The organism is Kribbella sp. NPDC026596, from assembly GCF_040638415.1.
Taxonomy (GTDB): Bacteria; Actinomycetota; Actinomycetes; order Propionibacteriales; family Kribbellaceae; genus Kribbella.
The window spans coordinates 52,390-68,990 of record NZ_JBEZYF010000047.1 but is presented as its reverse complement, the minus strand read 5'-3'; the positions used below and the strand labels follow the sequence as shown (position 1 = coordinate 68,990).

At 67.9% G+C, this 16,601-nt stretch carries 14 protein-coding genes; 9 read left to right on the top strand and 5 right to left on the bottom strand.

The genetic code is table 11. The features are described 5' to 3' along the window. Positions 1-46: 46 nt before the first annotated feature. Complete coding sequence (locus AB0E63_RS31330; protein WP_360374270.1) at positions 47-667, bottom strand: hypothetical protein; 621 nt, start codon at positions 665-667, stop codon at positions 47-49. Continuing rightward, positions 660-2,582, bottom strand: coding sequence for an acyl-CoA dehydrogenase (locus AB0E63_RS31325; RefSeq protein WP_360374268.1), 1,923 nt, complete (start codon positions 2,580-2,582; stop codon positions 660-662). The genes AB0E63_RS31330 and AB0E63_RS31325 overlap by 8 nt, the downstream gene beginning before the upstream one ends. Before the next feature lie 100 nt (positions 2,583-2,682). On the opposite strand from AB0E63_RS31325, the gene AB0E63_RS31320 reads away from it, so the two are divergent. Genes AB0E63_RS31320 through AB0E63_RS31305 form a run of 4 tightly spaced genes read left to right on the top strand, consistent with a single transcriptional unit; the run spans position 2,683 to position 5,776 of the window. Then, positions 2,683-3,078 (top strand): helix-turn-helix transcriptional regulator, encoded by a 396-nt coding sequence (locus tag AB0E63_RS31320; protein ID WP_360374266.1) that lies wholly within the window; start codon positions 2,683-2,685, stop codon positions 3,076-3,078. Further along, positions 3,078-3,863 carry a molybdate ABC transporter substrate-binding protein gene (gene modA / locus AB0E63_RS31315; protein ID WP_360374264.1) on the top strand — a complete coding sequence of 262 codons (786 nt, stop codon included), beginning with the start codon at positions 3,078-3,080 and terminating at the stop codon, positions 3,861-3,863. Before AB0E63_RS31320 ends, modA begins: the two co-directional genes overlap by 1 nt. Before the next feature lie 54 nt (positions 3,864-3,917). Then, positions 3,918-4,691, top strand: a complete 774-nt coding sequence (gene modB / locus AB0E63_RS31310; RefSeq protein WP_360374262.1) for a molybdate ABC transporter permease subunit — start codon at positions 3,918-3,920, stop codon at positions 4,689-4,691. After that, positions 4,688-5,776 (top strand): ABC transporter ATP-binding protein, encoded by a 1,089-nt coding sequence (locus tag AB0E63_RS31305; RefSeq protein ID WP_360374260.1) that lies wholly within the window; start codon positions 4,688-4,690, stop codon positions 5,774-5,776. The genes modB and AB0E63_RS31305 overlap by 4 nt, the downstream gene beginning before the upstream one ends. 86 nt (positions 5,777-5,862) lie before the next feature. Here AB0E63_RS31305 and AB0E63_RS31300 read toward each other — a convergent pair whose 3' ends face one another. Beyond that, positions 5,863-6,942: a hypothetical protein gene (locus AB0E63_RS31300; RefSeq protein ID WP_360374258.1), complete on the bottom strand. Its 1,080-nt coding sequence runs from the start codon at positions 6,940-6,942 to the stop codon at positions 5,863-5,865. A 13-nt stretch (positions 6,943-6,955) separates the two neighbouring features. Continuing rightward, positions 6,956-7,492, bottom strand: a complete 537-nt coding sequence (locus AB0E63_RS31295) for an NUDIX hydrolase (RefSeq protein WP_360374256.1) — start codon at positions 7,490-7,492, stop codon at positions 6,956-6,958. Between the two features lie 260 nt (positions 7,493-7,752). Between AB0E63_RS31295 and lanKC the strand changes: the two genes are divergently transcribed. From lanKC to AB0E63_RS31270, 5 genes are all read left to right on the top strand, one after another. Then, positions 7,753-10,329: a class III lanthionine synthetase LanKC gene (lanKC, locus tag AB0E63_RS31290; protein ID WP_360374254.1), complete on the top strand. Its 2,577-nt coding sequence runs from the start codon at positions 7,753-7,755 to the stop codon at positions 10,327-10,329. A 3-nt stretch (positions 10,330-10,332) separates the two neighbouring features. Continuing rightward, the gene (locus AB0E63_RS31285; RefSeq protein WP_130387812.1) at positions 10,333-10,470 is read left to right on the top strand and encodes a SapB/AmfS family lanthipeptide; all 138 of its coding nucleotides are present in this window, start codon (positions 10,333-10,335) and stop codon (positions 10,468-10,470) included. A 240-nt stretch (positions 10,471-10,710) separates the two neighbouring features. Further along, positions 10,711-12,624 (top strand): prolyl oligopeptidase family serine peptidase, encoded by a 1,914-nt coding sequence (locus AB0E63_RS31280; RefSeq protein WP_360374252.1) that lies wholly within the window; start codon positions 10,711-10,713, stop codon positions 12,622-12,624. After that, positions 12,621-14,273 carry an ABC transporter ATP-binding protein gene (locus tag AB0E63_RS31275; protein WP_360374250.1) on the top strand — a complete coding sequence of 551 codons (1,653 nt, stop codon included), beginning with the start codon at positions 12,621-12,623 and terminating at the stop codon, positions 14,271-14,273. The genes AB0E63_RS31280 and AB0E63_RS31275 overlap by 4 nt, the downstream gene beginning before the upstream one ends. Beyond that, a complete protein-coding gene (locus tag AB0E63_RS31270; protein WP_360374248.1) occupies positions 14,270-15,964 on the top strand; it encodes an ABC transporter ATP-binding protein in 1,695 nt (564 codons plus the stop codon). The genes AB0E63_RS31275 and AB0E63_RS31270 overlap by 4 nt, the downstream gene beginning before the upstream one ends. Here AB0E63_RS31270 and AB0E63_RS31265 read toward each other — a convergent pair. Then, on the bottom strand, positions 15,943-16,542 hold the full coding sequence (locus AB0E63_RS31265; RefSeq protein WP_360374246.1) for a response regulator transcription factor: 600 nt from the start codon (positions 16,540-16,542) through the stop codon (positions 15,943-15,945). The two genes, AB0E63_RS31270 and AB0E63_RS31265, sit on opposite strands and share 22 nt — an antisense overlap. Positions 16,543-16,601 lie beyond the last annotated feature (59 nt).

The following is a 16,601-nucleotide window of genomic DNA, read 5'->3' as shown; positions in this document are numbered from 1 at the left end:
GCCGGTCCGCACCTTGGAAGGTGCGGACCGGCCGCGGCTAGGGATGTCAGTACGGATAGGTGTCGTCGCGGCGGGTGGGGTCGAGGTCCCAGAGGGAGAACTCGACGATCTTGTGCGACTCCTCGCCGCCGGCCGGGATCAGCCCGGTGCTGTCGTAGTCCTTGGAGCCCAGCCCGTCGAGGTAGCACAGCAGCTCGAACGCCGACTGCGCGTCCTCGATGTCGTCGATGACCTCGTCGTTCTGCGCTTCGTCCGCGCGACTCCGCACGTACTCCACGAACGCCTCGGGGTCCGTCACCACGTAGTCGTACCGCGCCTGGTAGCTGACCCGGACCCCGTTCTCCGGCAGCAGCGGCTCCTCCAGGTCGTCGAGGTCGTCGACGCCCTCGGCGATCTCGCGGTAGTCCGCGGGGTCGTCGAAGTCATCCGGCCCGAGCGGGAGTCCATCCAGCTCGTCGGGGTCGTAGGAGTCGATCCCGAGGAAGATGTCACCCCAGCCCCGCTCGTGCACCGCGTCCGCGAGCGCCCGGGCCTGGACCCGGACGTTCTCGATCGCGCCGGTGGCCCGCAAGTCGTGCAGGTCCAGGGCGTCAGCCTGCTCCAGCAACACCCGGGCGAGTTCGCGGGCGGCTTCGGCGGCCGACGCGGGTTCGATCGACTCACTCATGCTGCGACGGTACAACCATCGGCACCTCCACCGCCGAGCCCGGTACGCCGAACGCGTCGACGAGCTCGACCGCGACCGGCCGGACAGCCGCGCACAGCTCGTTCACCAGCGCCGTGATCGCCTTCGATCGACCCGGCGAGAGCCGCCCGTGCTCCAGGTACCAGGCCCGCTCCGCCTCGATCGTCGCCAGCGCGTGCAGATCGTAGACGTCCTTCAACAGCTCGCGAATCTCCTCCGGCGCCTCTTGTACGGCGGCCTGGAAAGCCTCGAGCACGACGCGGTCCACGTGGGCTCGCCCGGCCGCGATGACGTGGTCCTGGCACCGGTTGAACACCTCGAACGGCTCGTCCCCCGCATCGATGCCGGCCTTCAACCGCCGCGCGACCCCGGACAGCATGTGCTCCTCCCGGAACCGCAGCAGCCCCGAGTGGTACGCGTCGTCCCGCAGCCCGGCGTCCGGATCGGCCGCATCACTCCGATTCGGTACGGCGTCCCGCAGCCGCTCGATCAGCGGTCGCAGGGCCGCCTTCTCGACCGCGATCTCCACCGCCTGCGCCGCGATGAACCGGGCCGTCCCGAGCGGGTCCAGCTTGCCGAACGACTCCCGGTAGTCGGTCAGCAGACCCTTAGCCACCAACTGCAGCAGGACGGTGTTGTCCCCCTCGAAGGTGGTGAACACATCGGTGTCCGCCTTCAGCGTCGCCAACCGGTTCTCCGCCAGGTAACCGGCGCCACCACACGCCTCGCGGCACATCTGGATCGTCTCGGTCGCATGCCAGGTCCCGAGCGCCTTCGTCCCAGCTGCCTGGGCCTCCAACGCCCGGCGGTCATGCTCACTGCTGCCATCCTCGAACACCCGCACGAACTCGTCGACCAGCTCGCCCTGCGCGAAGTGCAGTGCATAAGTTCGCGCGAGCAGCGGCAACAACCGCCGCTGATGCATCCGGTAGTCCAGCAGCAACGCCTCCTCCGCACTCCCCGGAGCACCGAACTGCCGACGCTGAGCGCCGTATCGGATCGCGATGTCCAGGGCGACCTTGCTCGCGTTGATCGCCGCACCACCGACCGACACCCTCCCCTGCACCAAGGTCCCGAGCATGGTGAAGAAGCGGCGGTCCGGATTCTCGATCTCACTGTGATACTTGCCGTCGGCATCGACCTGCGCATACCGGTCCAGCAGCGCCTCCCGCGGCACCCGGACCTGGTCGAACACGATCCGCCCGTTGTCCACCCCGTTCAGCCCCAGCTTCGGGCCGCAGTCGGACAGGGTCACGCCGGGCAACGGCGTACCGTCCTCGGCCCTGATCGGGACAAGGAGGCAATGCACCCCGTGACTCTCACCGCCGACCACGAGCTGCGCGAACACGGCCGCCATCCGCCCATGCCGTGCCGCGTTGCCGATGTAGTCCTTCCGCGCCGCCGCGATCGGTGTGTGAACGACGAACTCCCCCGTCGAGCCGTCGTACGTCGCCGTCGTACCGAGCGCCTGGACATTCGACCCGTGCCCAGTCTCGGTCATCGCGAAGCAACCGAGCAGCCGGCCACCGACGGCGTCGGCGAGGTACAGCTCGTGGTGCTTCTCGGTCCCCAGATGCAGGATCGCGCCGGCGAACAGACCGAACTGCACCCCCGCCTTCACCATGATCGAGAGGTCCCCGAAGGCGAGCATCTCGAACCCGGCGATGAACCCGCCGAGATCGCCCTCACCGCCGTACTCCTTCGGGAAGCCGCGTGCGGGATGCCCGTCGGCCGTGAACTGCTGCAGCAGCTCGAGCACCTTGTCCCGGTACTCGTCCCTCGGCAGGCGCACGGCCAGGTCGAACAGCTCAGGCTCCGCCGCCAGCCCCGCACGCACGACGTCCCGCGCCGCCTTGTGCGGCCCGTCCAGGTAGTCCCGCAACCCCGATGTCCTCATGCCTTTAACTTATGCGGAATGGCGGACACTTTCCGTCACCACTCGGTGACTGTGGAAAACTCGGGCATCCATCCGTATTTGCGGCAGTATGCTGTCTCCCGTGCCGAACTTGCGGATCAGTGAGGCGGCTGCGCTCCTCGGCGTCAGCGACGACACGGTGCGTCGCTGGGTCGATCAGGGCCGGTTGCCGTCAGTCCAGGACAGCGGCCGGATGGCCATCGACGGGCAAGCGCTCGCCGCGTTCGCCCAGGAGCTGGCCGAGTCGCCGGAGCCGGGGAACACGACGGCCGCCTCGGCACGCAACCGCATGCGGGGGATCGTCACCCGCGTGCTCAAGGACGGTGTGATGGCCCAGGTCGAGATGCAGGCCGGGCCGTTCCGCGTCGTGTCGCTGATGAGTCGCGAGGCCGCCGACGAGCTCGGTCTGGAACCTGGTGTGGTCGCCGTCGCGTCGATCAAGTCCACCCATGTCGTCGTCGAAATCCCGGAGGCCTGATGTTCCGCCGTACCGCGTTCGCCGCGCTCGCCGCCGTTGCCGCGCTCACCTTCGCCGGCTGCGGTGACGACAGCCCGGCCGCGTCGTCCTCGCCTTCGGGCAGCAGCAGTACGCCGGCCCTGTCCGGGACCGTCACCGTGTTCGCGGCGGCCTCGCTGACCGGGTCGTTCACCCAACTGGGCAAGGACTTCGAGACCGCTCACCCGGGTGTGAAGGTGACCTTCAACTTCGCCGGGAGCTCGGCGCTGGCGCAGCAGATCAACCAGGGTGCGCCCGCGGACGTGTTCGCCTCGGCCGCGCCGAAGAACATGGACCAGGTGACGGACAAGAACGCTCCGACGACGTTCGTGACCAACACGCTGGAGATCGCCGTACCGAAGGGGAACCCGGGCAAGATCACCGGACTGCAGGACTTCGCCGACAAGGACAAGAAGATCGCGCAGTGCGCCGTCCAGGTGCCGTGCGGCGCGGCGGCCGACAAGGTGTTCAAGGCGGTCGGAATCACGCCGCAGCCGGACAGCCTCGAGCAGGACGTCAAGGCCGTGCTGACCAAGGTCGGCCTCGGTGAGGTCGACGCGGGCCTCGTCTACAAGACCGATGTGCTGTCGGCCAAGGACAAAGTCGACGGCATCGAGTTCCCTGAGGCGGACAAGGCGATCAACGAGTACCCGATCGCGACGCTGACCAAGGCTCCGAACCCGGACGGCGCCAAGGCGTTCGTGGCCTATGTCCTGTCCGACCAGGGCAAGTCGGTTCTGAGCGCCGCCGGGTTCAACACGCCGTAGTCGTAGTAGTTTCGACGCACCGTGAGTCGTCGTAGCAGGAGTACCAGTGGGCGGTTGCCCCTCGTACTCCTGCTGCCCGCGCTGCTCGGGCTGGCGTTCCTGCTGGTCCCACTGATCGGTCTGGTCGCCAAGGCACCTTGGTCGACGCTGCCGAGCCATTTGTTCAGCGGAGACGTCTGGACCGCCCTGAGGCTGTCATTGGTATGCGCAACGTCCGCCACCGTGGTCTGCCTGATTCTGGGGATCCCACTGGCGTGGCTGCTCGCCCGGGGCGCGGTGCCTGGTCGCGGGCTCATCCGGGCGCTCGTGACGGTCCCACTGGTCCTGCCGCCCGTTGTTGGTGGCGTCGCCCTGCTGCTGGTACTCGGACGACGCGGACTGGTCGGTGAACACCTCGATCTGTGGTTCGGCATCTCTTTGCCGTTCACAACCGCCGGAGTGATCGTGGCGGAGGCTTTTGTCGCGATGCCGTTCCTGGTGATCTCTGTAGAGGGCGCATTGCGCGCTGCGGACCCTAGGTATGAGGAGGCGGCCGCGACACTGGGCGCCGGTCGCTGGCTGACGTTTCGACGGGTGACGCTGCCGTCTATCGCGCCAGGTGTCGTGGCGGGCGCCGTACTGTGCTGGGCTCGTGCACTGGGCGAGTTCGGTGCCACCATCACGTTCGCCGGCAACCTGCCTGGCCGTACAACGACCATGCCGCTGGCGGTCTACCTCGCGCTGGAGACCGATCCGGATGTGGCCGTCGTACTGAGCCTGGTGCTTCTCCTCGTGTCGGTCGTCGTACTGGCGTCTCTGCGCGAGCGCTGGATCAGTGGTCTCCGATGACTCTGTACGCCGACGTGCAGGTGACCCGTGGATCCTTCGACCTCTCGTTGGATCTGGTTGTCGAACCAGGCGAGGTCGTGGCGCTGTTGGGGCCTAATGGCGCCGGTAAGACCACCGCACTGCGCGCTATAGCCGGCCTACTCCCCTTGGGCGGTGGCCGCATCGCTCTGGACTCCGAGGTGTGGGACGAGCCCCCACGCACCTTCCGTACGCCGGACCGCCGGCCGATCGGAGTGGTCTTCCAGGACTACTTGTTGTTCGACCATTTGAGCTGCTTGGAGAACGTTGCCTTCGGCCTTCGTGCTCACGGCGTCGACAAACACACCGCCCGCACGGAAGCTTTGCGCTGGCTGGACACTGTCGGTCTGTCGTCGTACGCGCGTACCCGCCCGCGCTCGTTGTCCGGCGGCCAAGCCCAACGAGTAGCCCTGGCCCGAGCCTTGGCCACAGACCCCGAACTGTTGTTGCTGGACGAGCCTTTGGCCGCACTGGACGCCAGTACGACGCTCCACGTCCGCGCCGAACTCGGCCAACACCTCGGCCGCTACGAAGGCCGCACCCTACTCATCACGCACGACCCCCTCGACGCCATGGTCCTCGCAGACCGCCTGGTCATCGTCGAAAACGGCCGCGTAGTCCAAGAAGGCCGCCCCACCGAAATAGCCCGCCGCCCCCGCACCGACTACGTAGCCCAACTAGTAGGCCTAAACCTCTACCGAGGCACCGCCACAGGCACCACCGTCACGCTAGCCCCCGACCGCGCCAACGGCGCCGCGACAACCGGCGGCACCATCACCCTCGCCGAACCGGCCACCGGCCCGGTCCACGTAGCCTTCCCACCCACCGCCGTCAGCCTCTACCTCTCCCCACCCTCCGGCAGCCCCCGCAACACCTGGCCCGCCACAGTCACCGGCATAGAACAACACGCCCACACAGTCCGAGTACGCCTGGACGCGACCCCCACCGGCCCGGCAGTCCTCCTCGCCGACATAACCCCCGCCGCCGTAGCCGACCTCCACCTAACCCCCGGCCAACAACTCCACGCCACCCTAAAAGCAACCGAAATCCACACCTACCCCGTCTAGCATTTCTCCCCACGCATGCAACGCAGCCACTCCTCCGTCACGCCGCCGCTACGCGCGCTCTCACCACCCGCACATTGCGGGCTCATTCACGCCAACTGGTGTTGCCAGGCGAGTTGGAGGATGGCTGCGCCGGCGGCTTGTGTTGGTTTGTGGTGGACGAGGTTGTCGATCGACTCGGCGGTGAAGGGTTGGGGGGTTAGGACTCGGCCTTCGTCGTTTCCTGTGGTGAGGTTGGCGAAGAGGTCGTCGAAGACGTCGGAGTCGATTGTGAGGACGGTTAGTAGGTCGGTGGCGAAGGTCAAGGGGTCTACGCCCAGGCCTACGCAGTACGCCTTGGCGGCGCCGGTGGATAGGGCGGTTGTCAGGTGGGTGGCGAAGGGCCAGGTGTCGTAGTTGATGTGGGCGGCGTCGCTGCCGTGGTCTTCTGAGGTGCCTAGGAGTTCTTCGGAGAGTTCTCGGGTGAGGTTTCGCCAGAGGGAGAAGTCGTGGTGTTCGTTCCAGGTTGCGTTGGCGCTTGGTTGGAAGATGCCTGAGGGGACGACCTGGTAGAGGCCGCCGGCGTGGCCTACCTTCGCGGGATCTCGCCAGTGGATGAGGAAGGTCGAGGCACCGGTGGTTTTGTCTCGGCGGATGGTGAGGGTGCTGATGGCGAGGTTGGTTGGGCGGCGGGCTGGGTCCCAGGGGGCGCCGATCGCGTCTCGCAGACCTGTGGATGTAGGCAGGCCGAGTCGGTGGGCGGCGTATTCGTGGGCGGAAGCTTCGCCGGTGTTGATGCTGTCGAAGTAGGTGCCTCGACCCAGGCGGAGGAAGGGTTGCTGGGCGGTTAGGTCCGCGGCTACGAGTCTGTAGGTGGGGCGGTTTTCGAAGACGGCTGGGGCGGCCAGCGCGGCGATTGCGTCGGCGTAGGTGGCGTAGTGGGTGCCGTCGGAGTTCAGGGGAAGTGTCGTGGGGTCTGGGCCGGTTACGCCGTGGAAGGCCGAGTCGGGGTCGTACTCCAGGCGGATTGAGGTCAACGGGATCGGCTGGGGTGGGATCCAGGCCGGGGGTGCGAGTAGTGGGGTGCCGGCAACGTGCTGGTCCGCGGGGTAGTCGGCGGCGGCCTCGATGCCCCAGGTGTGGCGGTTGGCTTGGAGTTGGCGGCGTACCTCTAGCCATTGCTCGGTCATGGGTGCGGGAACGCTAGTACGTGCAGGAGGCCGACGAGGGACGCAGCTCCGATGATTTCGCCGGCTTGGATTCGGGTGTGGAGGGAATCCAGTGGGAGCCAGGCGATGCGGGCGGCCTCGTTGATGTCTGGGGATCGCCGATGTGGTCGGCGCCGTGGGAGATGAAGAGGAGGTTTTCGGCGTCCGTCGTACCGACCGAGGGCTGGCAAGCCACCAATGGCTTGCCGTTTCGGGGGCGCCAGCCGGTTTCCTCTTCGACCTCGCGGGCCGCGGTGACGGCCGGATCCTCGTCGGGGTCGACGTAGCCGCCGGGGAGTTCCCAGAGCCACCGGTCGACGATGAAGCGGTGGCGCCACATCATCAGGACGTGGTCGCGGGCGTCGTTGAGGACGACCATCATGGCGGCTCTCGGCATCCGGAGTACGTACTGCTCGAAGTGGACGCCGTCAGGCAGCTCGACCGACGCGATGCTCAGGCGAAGGCGGCGGGTGTCGTCGATCAGGCGTTCGTCGTGGATCGTCCAGACTGTGCTCTCGGACTCGGCGGTCACGGGTCGACAGTAGTCGTGCTGTTCAGCTCTACGACTCGCGATGGGGGAAGTTACGGGTTGTGATGGCATCGTCGTGGATTGACATGGTGTTACGGGGAGATTCGCGCTTGGAGCGCGTAGGTATGTAACGAAGAGTGTTTAGTTACTCACTCGTAGTGTGTGGGTTCTTCACATGAGAGTGATGACATCGTGCACTACGCCTCGCCTGGTCGGGGTGCCCAAGATGTGCGGGGCACCACGGAAAGGGGGGTCGGACAGTCATGCACGAGAGTTATGAGTTCTACTGCCTTGCGGATCGGCGGTTCTACGAGACGCCGGCCAATCGTGGTGCTCAGCATCCGGATTTCGCGATCTGCGCGCGTGAGGTTCCGCAGGGGTGGCGGCAGGTGCCGGGCGAGACCTGGATGCACTACGCGCCGGCCAACCTCCAACTGCCGCAGCAAGGCTGGAAGATTCACACCTCGGCCAGGCTGAGTGACGTCGAGCGGACGCTCGAGGCGGTCTGGGAGTACTGCGTGCCGCGCGGGATCGCGTTCAAGTTCCTGCGCAACGAGCCCGTGCTGGTGATGGTCAACTCGAAGGCCGCTCCCCGTGGGTCGAGCGGCAAGCTGGTGACGATCTACCCGACCGACGACGCACAGTGCGAGTTGATCCTCAAGGAGCTCGACGGGATCCTCCACGGCGTCCAGGGGCCGTACATTCTCAGCGATCTGCGCTACGGCGAAGGCCCGCTCTTCGTCCGGTACGGCGCCTTCGTCAGCAGGCACTGCCTGTCGCCGACCGGCGAGCGGGTGCTGGCCATCGAGGACGACCAAGGCCGGCTCGTGCCGGACCATCGCGGTCCCACGTTCGCAACACCGCCCTGGGTCGCGATCCCCGACTTCCTGCAGCCGCACCTCGACGCCCGCAACGCGGTCACCACCAACGACCTCGCGTACACGATCGACGGCGTCATCCAGTTCTCCAACGGCGGCGGTGTGTACGTCGGGCACCACAACGAAACCGGTGACCGCGTCGTCCTCAAGGAAGGACGCCCGTACGCCGGTCTCGACATGGCCGGCCGGGACGCGGTGGCGCGGATCGCGCACGAGAAGGACATCCTCGATCAGCTCGACGGACTCGACGTCGTACCGAAGACGCACGACTACGTCGAACTGGGTGAGCATCACTTCCTGGTGCAGGAGCACATCGACTCGGTGTCCCTGCAACGCGAGCTCGTACGGCGGTATCCGCTGACGCACCCGGATGCGACCGAGGCCGACAAGGCCGAGTACGCCGAATGGGCCACCGCGATGATCACCAAGGTCGCGGAGGCGGTCGGTCAGCTCCATGAGCGCGGCGTCGTGTTCTGCGATCTGCATCCCGACAACGTCCTGCTCGACATCAACGGCCGGCTCACTCTGATCGACTTCGAGGTGGCGACCAAGGCCGAGGACAAGGCTCGCTCGACGCTCACCCATCCGGGGTACGCGGCGCCGCAGGACCGGCAAGGCGTCGACGTCGACCGGTACGCACTCGCCTGCATCGCCCTGGGCGTCTACGCGCCACAGGCGACGATCCTGCTGAACATGCACCCCGGCAAGGCTTTCCAGCTCGCCGACATGATCACCGAGACCTTCCCGGTGCCCAGGGCAACGATTGAGGACGCCGTCCGGACGGTCGTCGGTGCCGGCCGAACTCATGACCCGGAGATGGTCGATCTCGCGCTGCCCGGCGAAGCCGACTGGATCGAGGTGCGCACAGCGCTCACGAAATCCATCGTCGCCAGTGCGACCCCCGAACGCACCGATCGACTCTTCCCCGGCGACATCGCGCAGTTCCGCGACGGCGGCGGCATCAACCTCGCCACCGGCGCAGCGGGCGTCCTCTACGCCCTCGCGAAGACCGGCGCCGGACGATTCCCGCAGTACGACGACTGGCTGCGCCGACGAGCCGTGGACACAGAGGCCGGACCGGGCCTGTACGACGGCCTGCATGGTGTCGCGCACGTGCTCGACGAACTAGGACACCGGCAGGACGCACTGGACCTGGTCGACCGTACGCTCGCAGACGACTGGAGCTCCCGCGAGCTCGGCCTGCACTCCGGTCTAGCCGGCATCGGGCTGAATCTGCTCCACTTCGACACCGAGCCGAGTCTCCGGGCAAAGGCAGTCCGCGTGCTCGACCTGGTCGCAGACCGCCTCGGAAGCGTCAACGACGTACCCGAGGTCAGTGGCGGTCAGCATGCGCGGGCCGGGCTGATGTACGGCTCGTCAGGGCCCGCGCTGTTGTTCCTGGAGGCGTTCGAGCGGCTCGGGGACACCGGCCTGCTGGATCTGGCCGAGATCGCCATCAGGCAGGACCTCAAGCGCTCCGTCCTCACCGACGACGGCATGCGCCAGGTGAACCAGGGCTGGCGGACGCTGCCGTACCTCGAAGAGGGTTCGGCCGGAGTCGCGCTGGTGCTGGAGCGGTACCTGCGCCACCGCCCGTCCGACGAGCTCACCAAGACGCTCGACGAGCTCAAGCGGGTCACGCACTGCTCCTACTACGTCCAGCCCGGTCTGTTCATGGGTCGCGCCGGCCTGCTGTTCACAGCCGCCGTACTAGGCGAAGACCAGGCGACGGTCGACGACCTCGTGTACGGACTCGGCTGGCACGCGATGCCCTTCGAAGGCGGCCTCGCGTACCCGGGCAACCAGTTGCTCCGTCTCTCGATGGACCTGGCGACCGGATCGGCCGGCGTCCTGCTGGCCCTGGGTACGGCGCTGCACGACGCGCCGGTGTCCGTCCCGTTCCTCGGACCTCCCCAGTGGTCCGAGTCCCTGTCCCGACGATATGCACCGAAGGAGGTGTAAAACATGGCACTTCTCGACCTCCAGGGTCTCGAGACCCCGGGTTACGGCCACGGCGGCCACCACCACGGCGGCTCCACGCTGACCGTGCTGGGCTGCGCGTCGCAGACCCCGAGCAACCTGAGCCTCCTGCTCTGCCACTGACGGTTACCTGGATCGTCAGGTTCTGAGGCCCTGGGTGGGCGGCATACCGACCCAGGGCCGACCTGCATCGGGCCCTCGACGCAACCGGTGACCGACTCGCCTCGGTCGCCGGGCGGCGAGAGGTCGACCCGCTCGGCCAGCTGGTCGGCGGTCCGGCCGGCACGACATCAGGAATTCCGGTAGCCCGGAGCCCCGGCGGTCGTTGATTGGTCAGGACGGAAGGAAGGGGTGAGGGATTCCGTGCAGACTTATCCATGCGCCGAGCGGCTACCGCTCGTGGAGCAAGTGCACGGTTGTGCCGTTGCGGATCCGTACCGGTGGCTCGAGGACTCCTCGGCCGCCGCGACCGTGCGGTGGCTGGGCGACCAGGACGACCTGTGGCTCGAGTACGCCGGCTCGTTGTCGAGCCGTTTCCGCCTTCGCACCAGAGTGCGGGAGCTGTCGAACGTCGGCAGCGTGTCCGCACCAGTCTGGCGCGGCGAGCGGTGCTTCACAGTCCGCCGGGACGTGGGTCAACAGCATCCGGTCTTGTACGTCGACGACACACCACTGCTCGATCCGACGCCGCTCGACCCGACCTGCCTGACCACCCTCGACGGATGGCAACCTTCTCCGGACGGCAGCAAGCTCGCGTTCCAGGTCTCGCGCGGTGGGGATGAGCACTCCGTCCTCCACGTCCTCGACGTGGACACCGGGCAGCTCGTCGATGGCCCGCTCGACGGCTGCCGCTACTCCCCCATCGCCTGGCTTCCCGACGGGAAGTCCTTCTTCTATGTGCGCTTCCGTCAGATACGACGCCATCACCTCGGCGACCCCGACGACACCACGATCCTCGCCGGCGAAGCGACGTACGGCCTCGAGATCAGCGCCGACGGCCGCTGGCTGACGATCTCGGCGGTGCGCGGCACGGCGAACGACCTCTGGCTGGCCGACCTCTCCACGAATGATTCGCCGATACCAGTTCAGCAGGGCGTCGACGCGACCACGGTCATGACGGTCGGTCGGGACGGCCGGCTGTACGTCGTCACCACGCGGGACGTCCCCGCCGGGAGGGTCTGCGTCGGCAATCCTAGGGATCCGACGGTCTGGCACGACTACCTCGAGCCTGGCGCTCCACTGACCGGGCTGGCGGTCCTCGACGAGGTCGTCCTGGTCGGCACGGCGGGCGAGATCTCCGTGCATGACCGCCTGACGGGCCGGCAGTTGGGGATCGTCGACGTGCCGGGGACCGGCTCGATCGGCTCGCTGAGCACAGACAACGGCGCCCGAGCTTGGTTCACCTACACCGACAGCGTCACTCCTCCGACGGTCTACTGCTACGACGCCGAGACTGGACGTACGACGCTCTGGTCGCAAGCGTCCGGCACCACCACGGAAGCCGAAACACACAGCCTCAGCTGCACGTCCCCGGACGGCACCGAGCTCGAGCTCAGCGTGATCGCCCAGCCCGGAGCCCACGGACCGCGGCCAACGATCCTCTACGGGTACGGCGGCTTCGGGCAGACGCTGACCCCGACGTACTCCGCGTTCGCGCTGGCCTGGGTCGAAGCCGGCGGGGTGTTCGTCACGGCACACGTGCGCGGCGGTGGTGAGCGCGGCGACGCGTCCCACCGAGCGGGGATCCTGCTCAACAAGCAGAAGGTCTTCGACGACTTCATCACCGGCGCTGAGCATCTGGTCGCGCAGGGCTGGACGACGCCGGATCAGCTCGCGCTCTGCGGCGAGTCGAACGGCGGCCTGCTCGTCGCCGCGGCGATCACGCAGCGACCGGAGTTGTTCGCGGCTGCCGTCTGCTCGGCGCCGTTGACCGACATGGTCCGGTACGAGCTGTCCGGGCTCGGTGAGCGCTGGGTGCCGGAGTTCGGGTCCGCCAAGGATCCTGACGACTTCCGGAACCTGCTGTCCTACTCGCCGTACCACAGGGTCGCCGAAGGCGTGAAGTATCCGGCCGTCCTGTTCACGGTCTTCGGGAACGACACCCGCGTGGATCCCTTGCACGCAAGGAAGATGTGCGCCGCACTCCAGCACGCGACCGACAGCGACCGGCCGGTGCTGCTGCGGTTGCAAGCAAACGCGGGGCATGCAACCGGCGGCATCAGCCTGGCCGCGGACATGCTCGCCTTCCTTGCCGATCAGACCGGGCTGGCGTCATGATCACCTTCAAAGACGTGGCCAAGCGCGGTCGCGGCTGGCTGCCGTTGATCGGGTTCAACGCCCTCATCGGCAGCGGCGTCACCCTGGCACTCCCGGCGATCCTCGGCCGCTCGGTCGACTCGATCGTGGCCGGCACCGGCTACACCCGATGGCTGATCGCGGCCGCTTTACTGATCGCGCTGGGGATCGCGGCGAGCATCGTCGATGCGTTCGCCGGCGCCGCCTGTGTCGCCGAAACCACCGCCTGGCTGCGGCACCGCCTGGTCAAGCAGGTCGTTCACGGCGGCCCCGAGGGTACGCGCGACTTCGAGACCGGCGACCTGGTCACCCGGGTCTCCGCGAACGCCACCGACGCCGCTCAGGCCGGCCCCGCGGCGGTGACCGCGGTCGCCGCGATCGCTCCGCCGGTCGGCAGCCTCGTCCTGCTCGCACTCATCGACCCCTGGCTCGCCGGCGCGTTCTTCGGCGGCGTGCTGCTCGTCATCGTGGTCCTGTGGACGTTCGCGAAACGGACCGCCGGCGTCAGCCTCGCGTACCAAGAAACCCAGGGCCGGATCGCCGCCCTGCTGTCCGAATCCCTGACCGGCATCCGCACCATCACCGCCGCGGGTACGACGGAACGCGAGGAGCGCCGCATCCTCGGACTCCTCCCTGAGCTCCACAAACACGGTGTCGTCACCTGGCGCATCCTGGCCCGCTCCGGCGCGCAGGCCGCGGTCGTTGGCCCACTCGTGCTGGTCGCCGTACTCGCGGTAGGCGGCCTCCAACTCGTCTCCGGCCGGATCACCGCGGGTGAGCTCTTCGCCGCCTCGCAGTACGCCGTCCTCGGAGCCGGCCTCGGCAACCTGACCGGCGTACTCGGAGAGATCGCCCGGGCCAAGGCCGGGGTGCACCGAGCCGCCGAGGTGCTCGCGATCGAGTCGATCGCGCACGGCACACTGCCGATCCCGGCCGGTCCCGGGCAGTTGACGTTCGATGGTGTCAGCGTGGTCGCCGGTGAGAATGTCCTGCTGGACAACGTGAATCTCGACCTGCCCGGCGGCATGACCATCGCCGTCGTCGGCTCGAGTGGCGCAGGGAAGTCGGTGTTCGCCGCGATCGCGGCGCGGCTGCGTGATCCGTCGTCCGGTCAGGTGTCGCTGGACGGCGTACCTCTGCAAGCCGTCAGCCGACGGGCGCTGCGCAGCGCGGTCGGGTGCGCGTTCGAGCGCCCACAGCTAGTCGGGCGGACGATTGGCGAAGCGATCGCCTCCGACGCGATCAGCCCGATCCGCACGCTGGCCGCCGCCCGCGCCACGCACGCCCACGACTTCGTCAGCCGGCTGCCGGACGGGTATTTCACCTCGTTGCGCAGGGCACCGATGTCCGGAGGCGAACGGCAACGGCTCGGCCTCGCCCGGGCCTGGTCGGCGACCCGTCTGCTCGTCCTCGACGACGCGACCTCGAGCCTCGACACCGCCACCGAGCGGCAGATCAGCCACACCCTGACCGAGGACCGCCACCACCGTACCCGCCTGATCGTCACCCACCGCCCCGCCACCGCGGCCCGTGCCGACCTGGTCATCTGGCTCGACCACGGCCAGGTCCGCGGCGTCGCCCCGCACGCCGATCTCTGGCACCACACGTCGTACCGCGAAGTCTTCGGATGAAACGAGAGCTGTCGTACGGCGCCGGCGCGCTGAAGAAGCGGGCCACGGTCAAGCTGATCGCGTGGTCCGTTCCGGAGATCCTGCCGACAGCGATCTACGGCGTCGCGGTCGCGCGGGCGACGGACAGCTTTCTCGATGGGCATGCGTGGCACGGGATCGCATGGCTTGGCGGGCTGGTGGCGACCGCTTGTCTGGGGGCAGCTGGGGCTCGGCAGGTCTACGGACGGCTGGGGGATCTGGTCGAGGCGCTGCGGGATGACTTGGTACGGCGGGTTGTCGGCGGCGCACTGCGGTCCGGGGACGACAGTGCCGTGGCGCGGTTGAACCGGCAGGTGGAGATCGTTCGGGACACCTTCGCCGGGTTGGTCCTGGTGCTGCGGAGTTTCGCTGTCACGTTGTTCGGCGTACTGACCGGGTTGTTGTCGCTGGCCCCGATTGTTGCGGCGTTCGTCATACCGCCGTTCTTGCTCGGGTTCGCGTTGTCGCTGGCGATGCTGGGGATGGCGGCGGATCGGGTGCGGGCGTCGTTGCACGCGGACGAGGAGCTCGCGTCAGCGGCCGGGATGGTCTTCGGCGGGGTGCGGGACATTACGGCGACCGGGACGGAGGAGTTCGCCGGGCAGTTGGTCGGGGCGCCCATCGAGGCCCACGCGTCCGCGGAACGTGCGTTGGCCAAGGTCTCGGCCTTGCGGACCTTGTGCTTCGCGGTCGGTGGATGGTTGCCGTTGCTGATCCTGTTGGCTGCCGGTCCGTGGCTCGTCGGGCGCGGGGTCAGCACCGGCACGCTGCTGGGTGGGCTGACGTATGTGCTGATCGGGTTGCAGCCGGCCTTGAACACGGTGATGAGTGCGCTTGGGGACAGTGGTCTGCGCTACGTGATCACGCTCGGACGGATCCTCGAAACCTCGGCACCGGTCAGGGAGCCGGGGCGCACGGACAGTCCGACCGGCTTCAGCGTCCGCCTGCGGGGACTGACCTTTGCCTACGGACCCAATGCCGAGCCGGTGCTGGACAAACTCGAGCTCACCATCCCCGAGGGCGAGCATCTGGCGGTCGTCGGGCCGAGCGGGATCGGGAAGTCCACGCTGGCCGGGCTGGTCTGCGGAATGCTGAGCCCCACGGGCGGGAAGCTGCTGCTGGGCGGCGTACCTCCGGCCGAGGTGACGGCGGAGCGGCTGGCGGCGACACGGGTGCTGATCCCGCAGGAGGCGTACGTCTTCAGCGGTTCGGTGCTCGACAACCTGAGCTATCTGTTGCCATCAGCAACCACTGTCGAGGTTGCCGAAGCGGTCGAGGCGGTCGGCGCGAGCAACCTGGTCGAGCGGCTCGGCGGACTGACGGCTGAGGTCAAGCCGGGTGAGCTGTCCGCCGGGGAGAAGCAGCTGCTCGCGCTGGTTCGCGCGTACCTGTCACCGGCGCGGCTCGTCGTCCTCGACGAGGCGACCTGCTTCCTCGATCCCGAGGCCGAGCGTCGGGCCGAGGATGCGTTCGCGAAACGCGACGGGACGCTCATCGTCATCGCACACCGGATCAGCTCGGCGCTGCGAGCCAAACGGATCCTGGTCCTCGACGGGAACAAGGCGGCGCTCGGCACGCACGCGAGCCTGATGCGCAACTCCCGCATGTACCGAGACCTGCACGGCAACTGGACGCCGACGATCAGCCGGAGTCAGATCCAGCCGGCGTCCTGAGCCTTGCGGATCGCCTCGATGCGGCTCCGGGATCCGGTCTTGGCGAGGATGCGGGACAAGTAGTTACGGACGGTCCCGGCACTCAGGCTGAGGGTCCGCGCGACCTCCTGCGCCGTGGCACCCGTGGTGACCTGCCGCAGGACCTCGCACTCACGATCGGTCAGCGGATTGTCTCCCGCCTTCAACGCGGCGACCGCGAGCCGTACGTCGACCACCGGCAAGCCCTTCGCGACATCGCGCACTGCCTGCACCAGCTGGTCAGTCGTCGCGTCCGTCGCGATCAACCCGATCCGCGGCGCCTGCTTCACCAGCGCGAGGCTGGTCGCGGCGATGGCCTCGTGGTCGATCAGCACGAGTACGCCGCGGCCGGTCAGCTTCCGGCACAGCTCCTCGATCCGGATCCGCCCGGGCAGCTGTGGATCGAGCAGCACGACATGCGGCCGCCGTCCGGCCACCTGGAGGACGTCCTCCGAGCGGTCCAGCTCGGCCACCACGTCCAGATCGTTCTCCCTTGACAGCACCGCGGCCAGTGCACCACGCACCAATGTGCCGCGATGGCCGAGAGCCACTCGGATCACCGCTTCTGCCCCCATCACATCCGTTGCCTCATCCGCCGGTCAGCGCGTCGCGGCGGCGA

Bases quoted from the DNA above. Each gene is read 5' to 3' on its own strand.
- AB0E63_RS31330 (WP_360374270.1), bottom strand. From the start codon at position 667: ATGAGTGAGTCGATCGAACCCGCGTCGGCCGCCGAAGCCGCCCGCGAA.
- AB0E63_RS31325 (WP_360374268.1), bottom strand. From the start codon at position 2,582: ATGAGGACATCGGGGTTGCGGGACTACCTGGACGGGCCGCACAAGGCG.
- modA (WP_360374264.1), top strand. From the start codon at position 3,078: ATGTTCCGCCGTACCGCGTTCGCCGCGCTCGCCGCCGTTGCCGCGCTC.
- AB0E63_RS31305 (WP_360374260.1), top strand. From the start codon at position 4,688: ATGACTCTGTACGCCGACGTGCAGGTGACCCGTGGATCCTTCGACCTC.
- AB0E63_RS31300 (WP_360374258.1), bottom strand. From the start codon at position 6,942: ATGACCGAGCAATGGCTAGAGGTACGCCGCCAACTCCAAGCCAACCGC.
- lanKC (WP_360374254.1), top strand. From the start codon at position 7,753: ATGCACGAGAGTTATGAGTTCTACTGCCTTGCGGATCGGCGGTTCTAC.
- AB0E63_RS31285 (WP_130387812.1), top strand. From the start codon at position 10,333: ATGGCACTTCTCGACCTCCAGGGTCTCGAGACCCCGGGTTACGGCCAC.
- AB0E63_RS31275 (WP_360374250.1), top strand. From the start codon at position 12,621: ATGATCACCTTCAAAGACGTGGCCAAGCGCGGTCGCGGCTGGCTGCCG.
- AB0E63_RS31270 (WP_360374248.1), top strand. From the start codon at position 14,270: ATGAAACGAGAGCTGTCGTACGGCGCCGGCGCGCTGAAGAAGCGGGCC.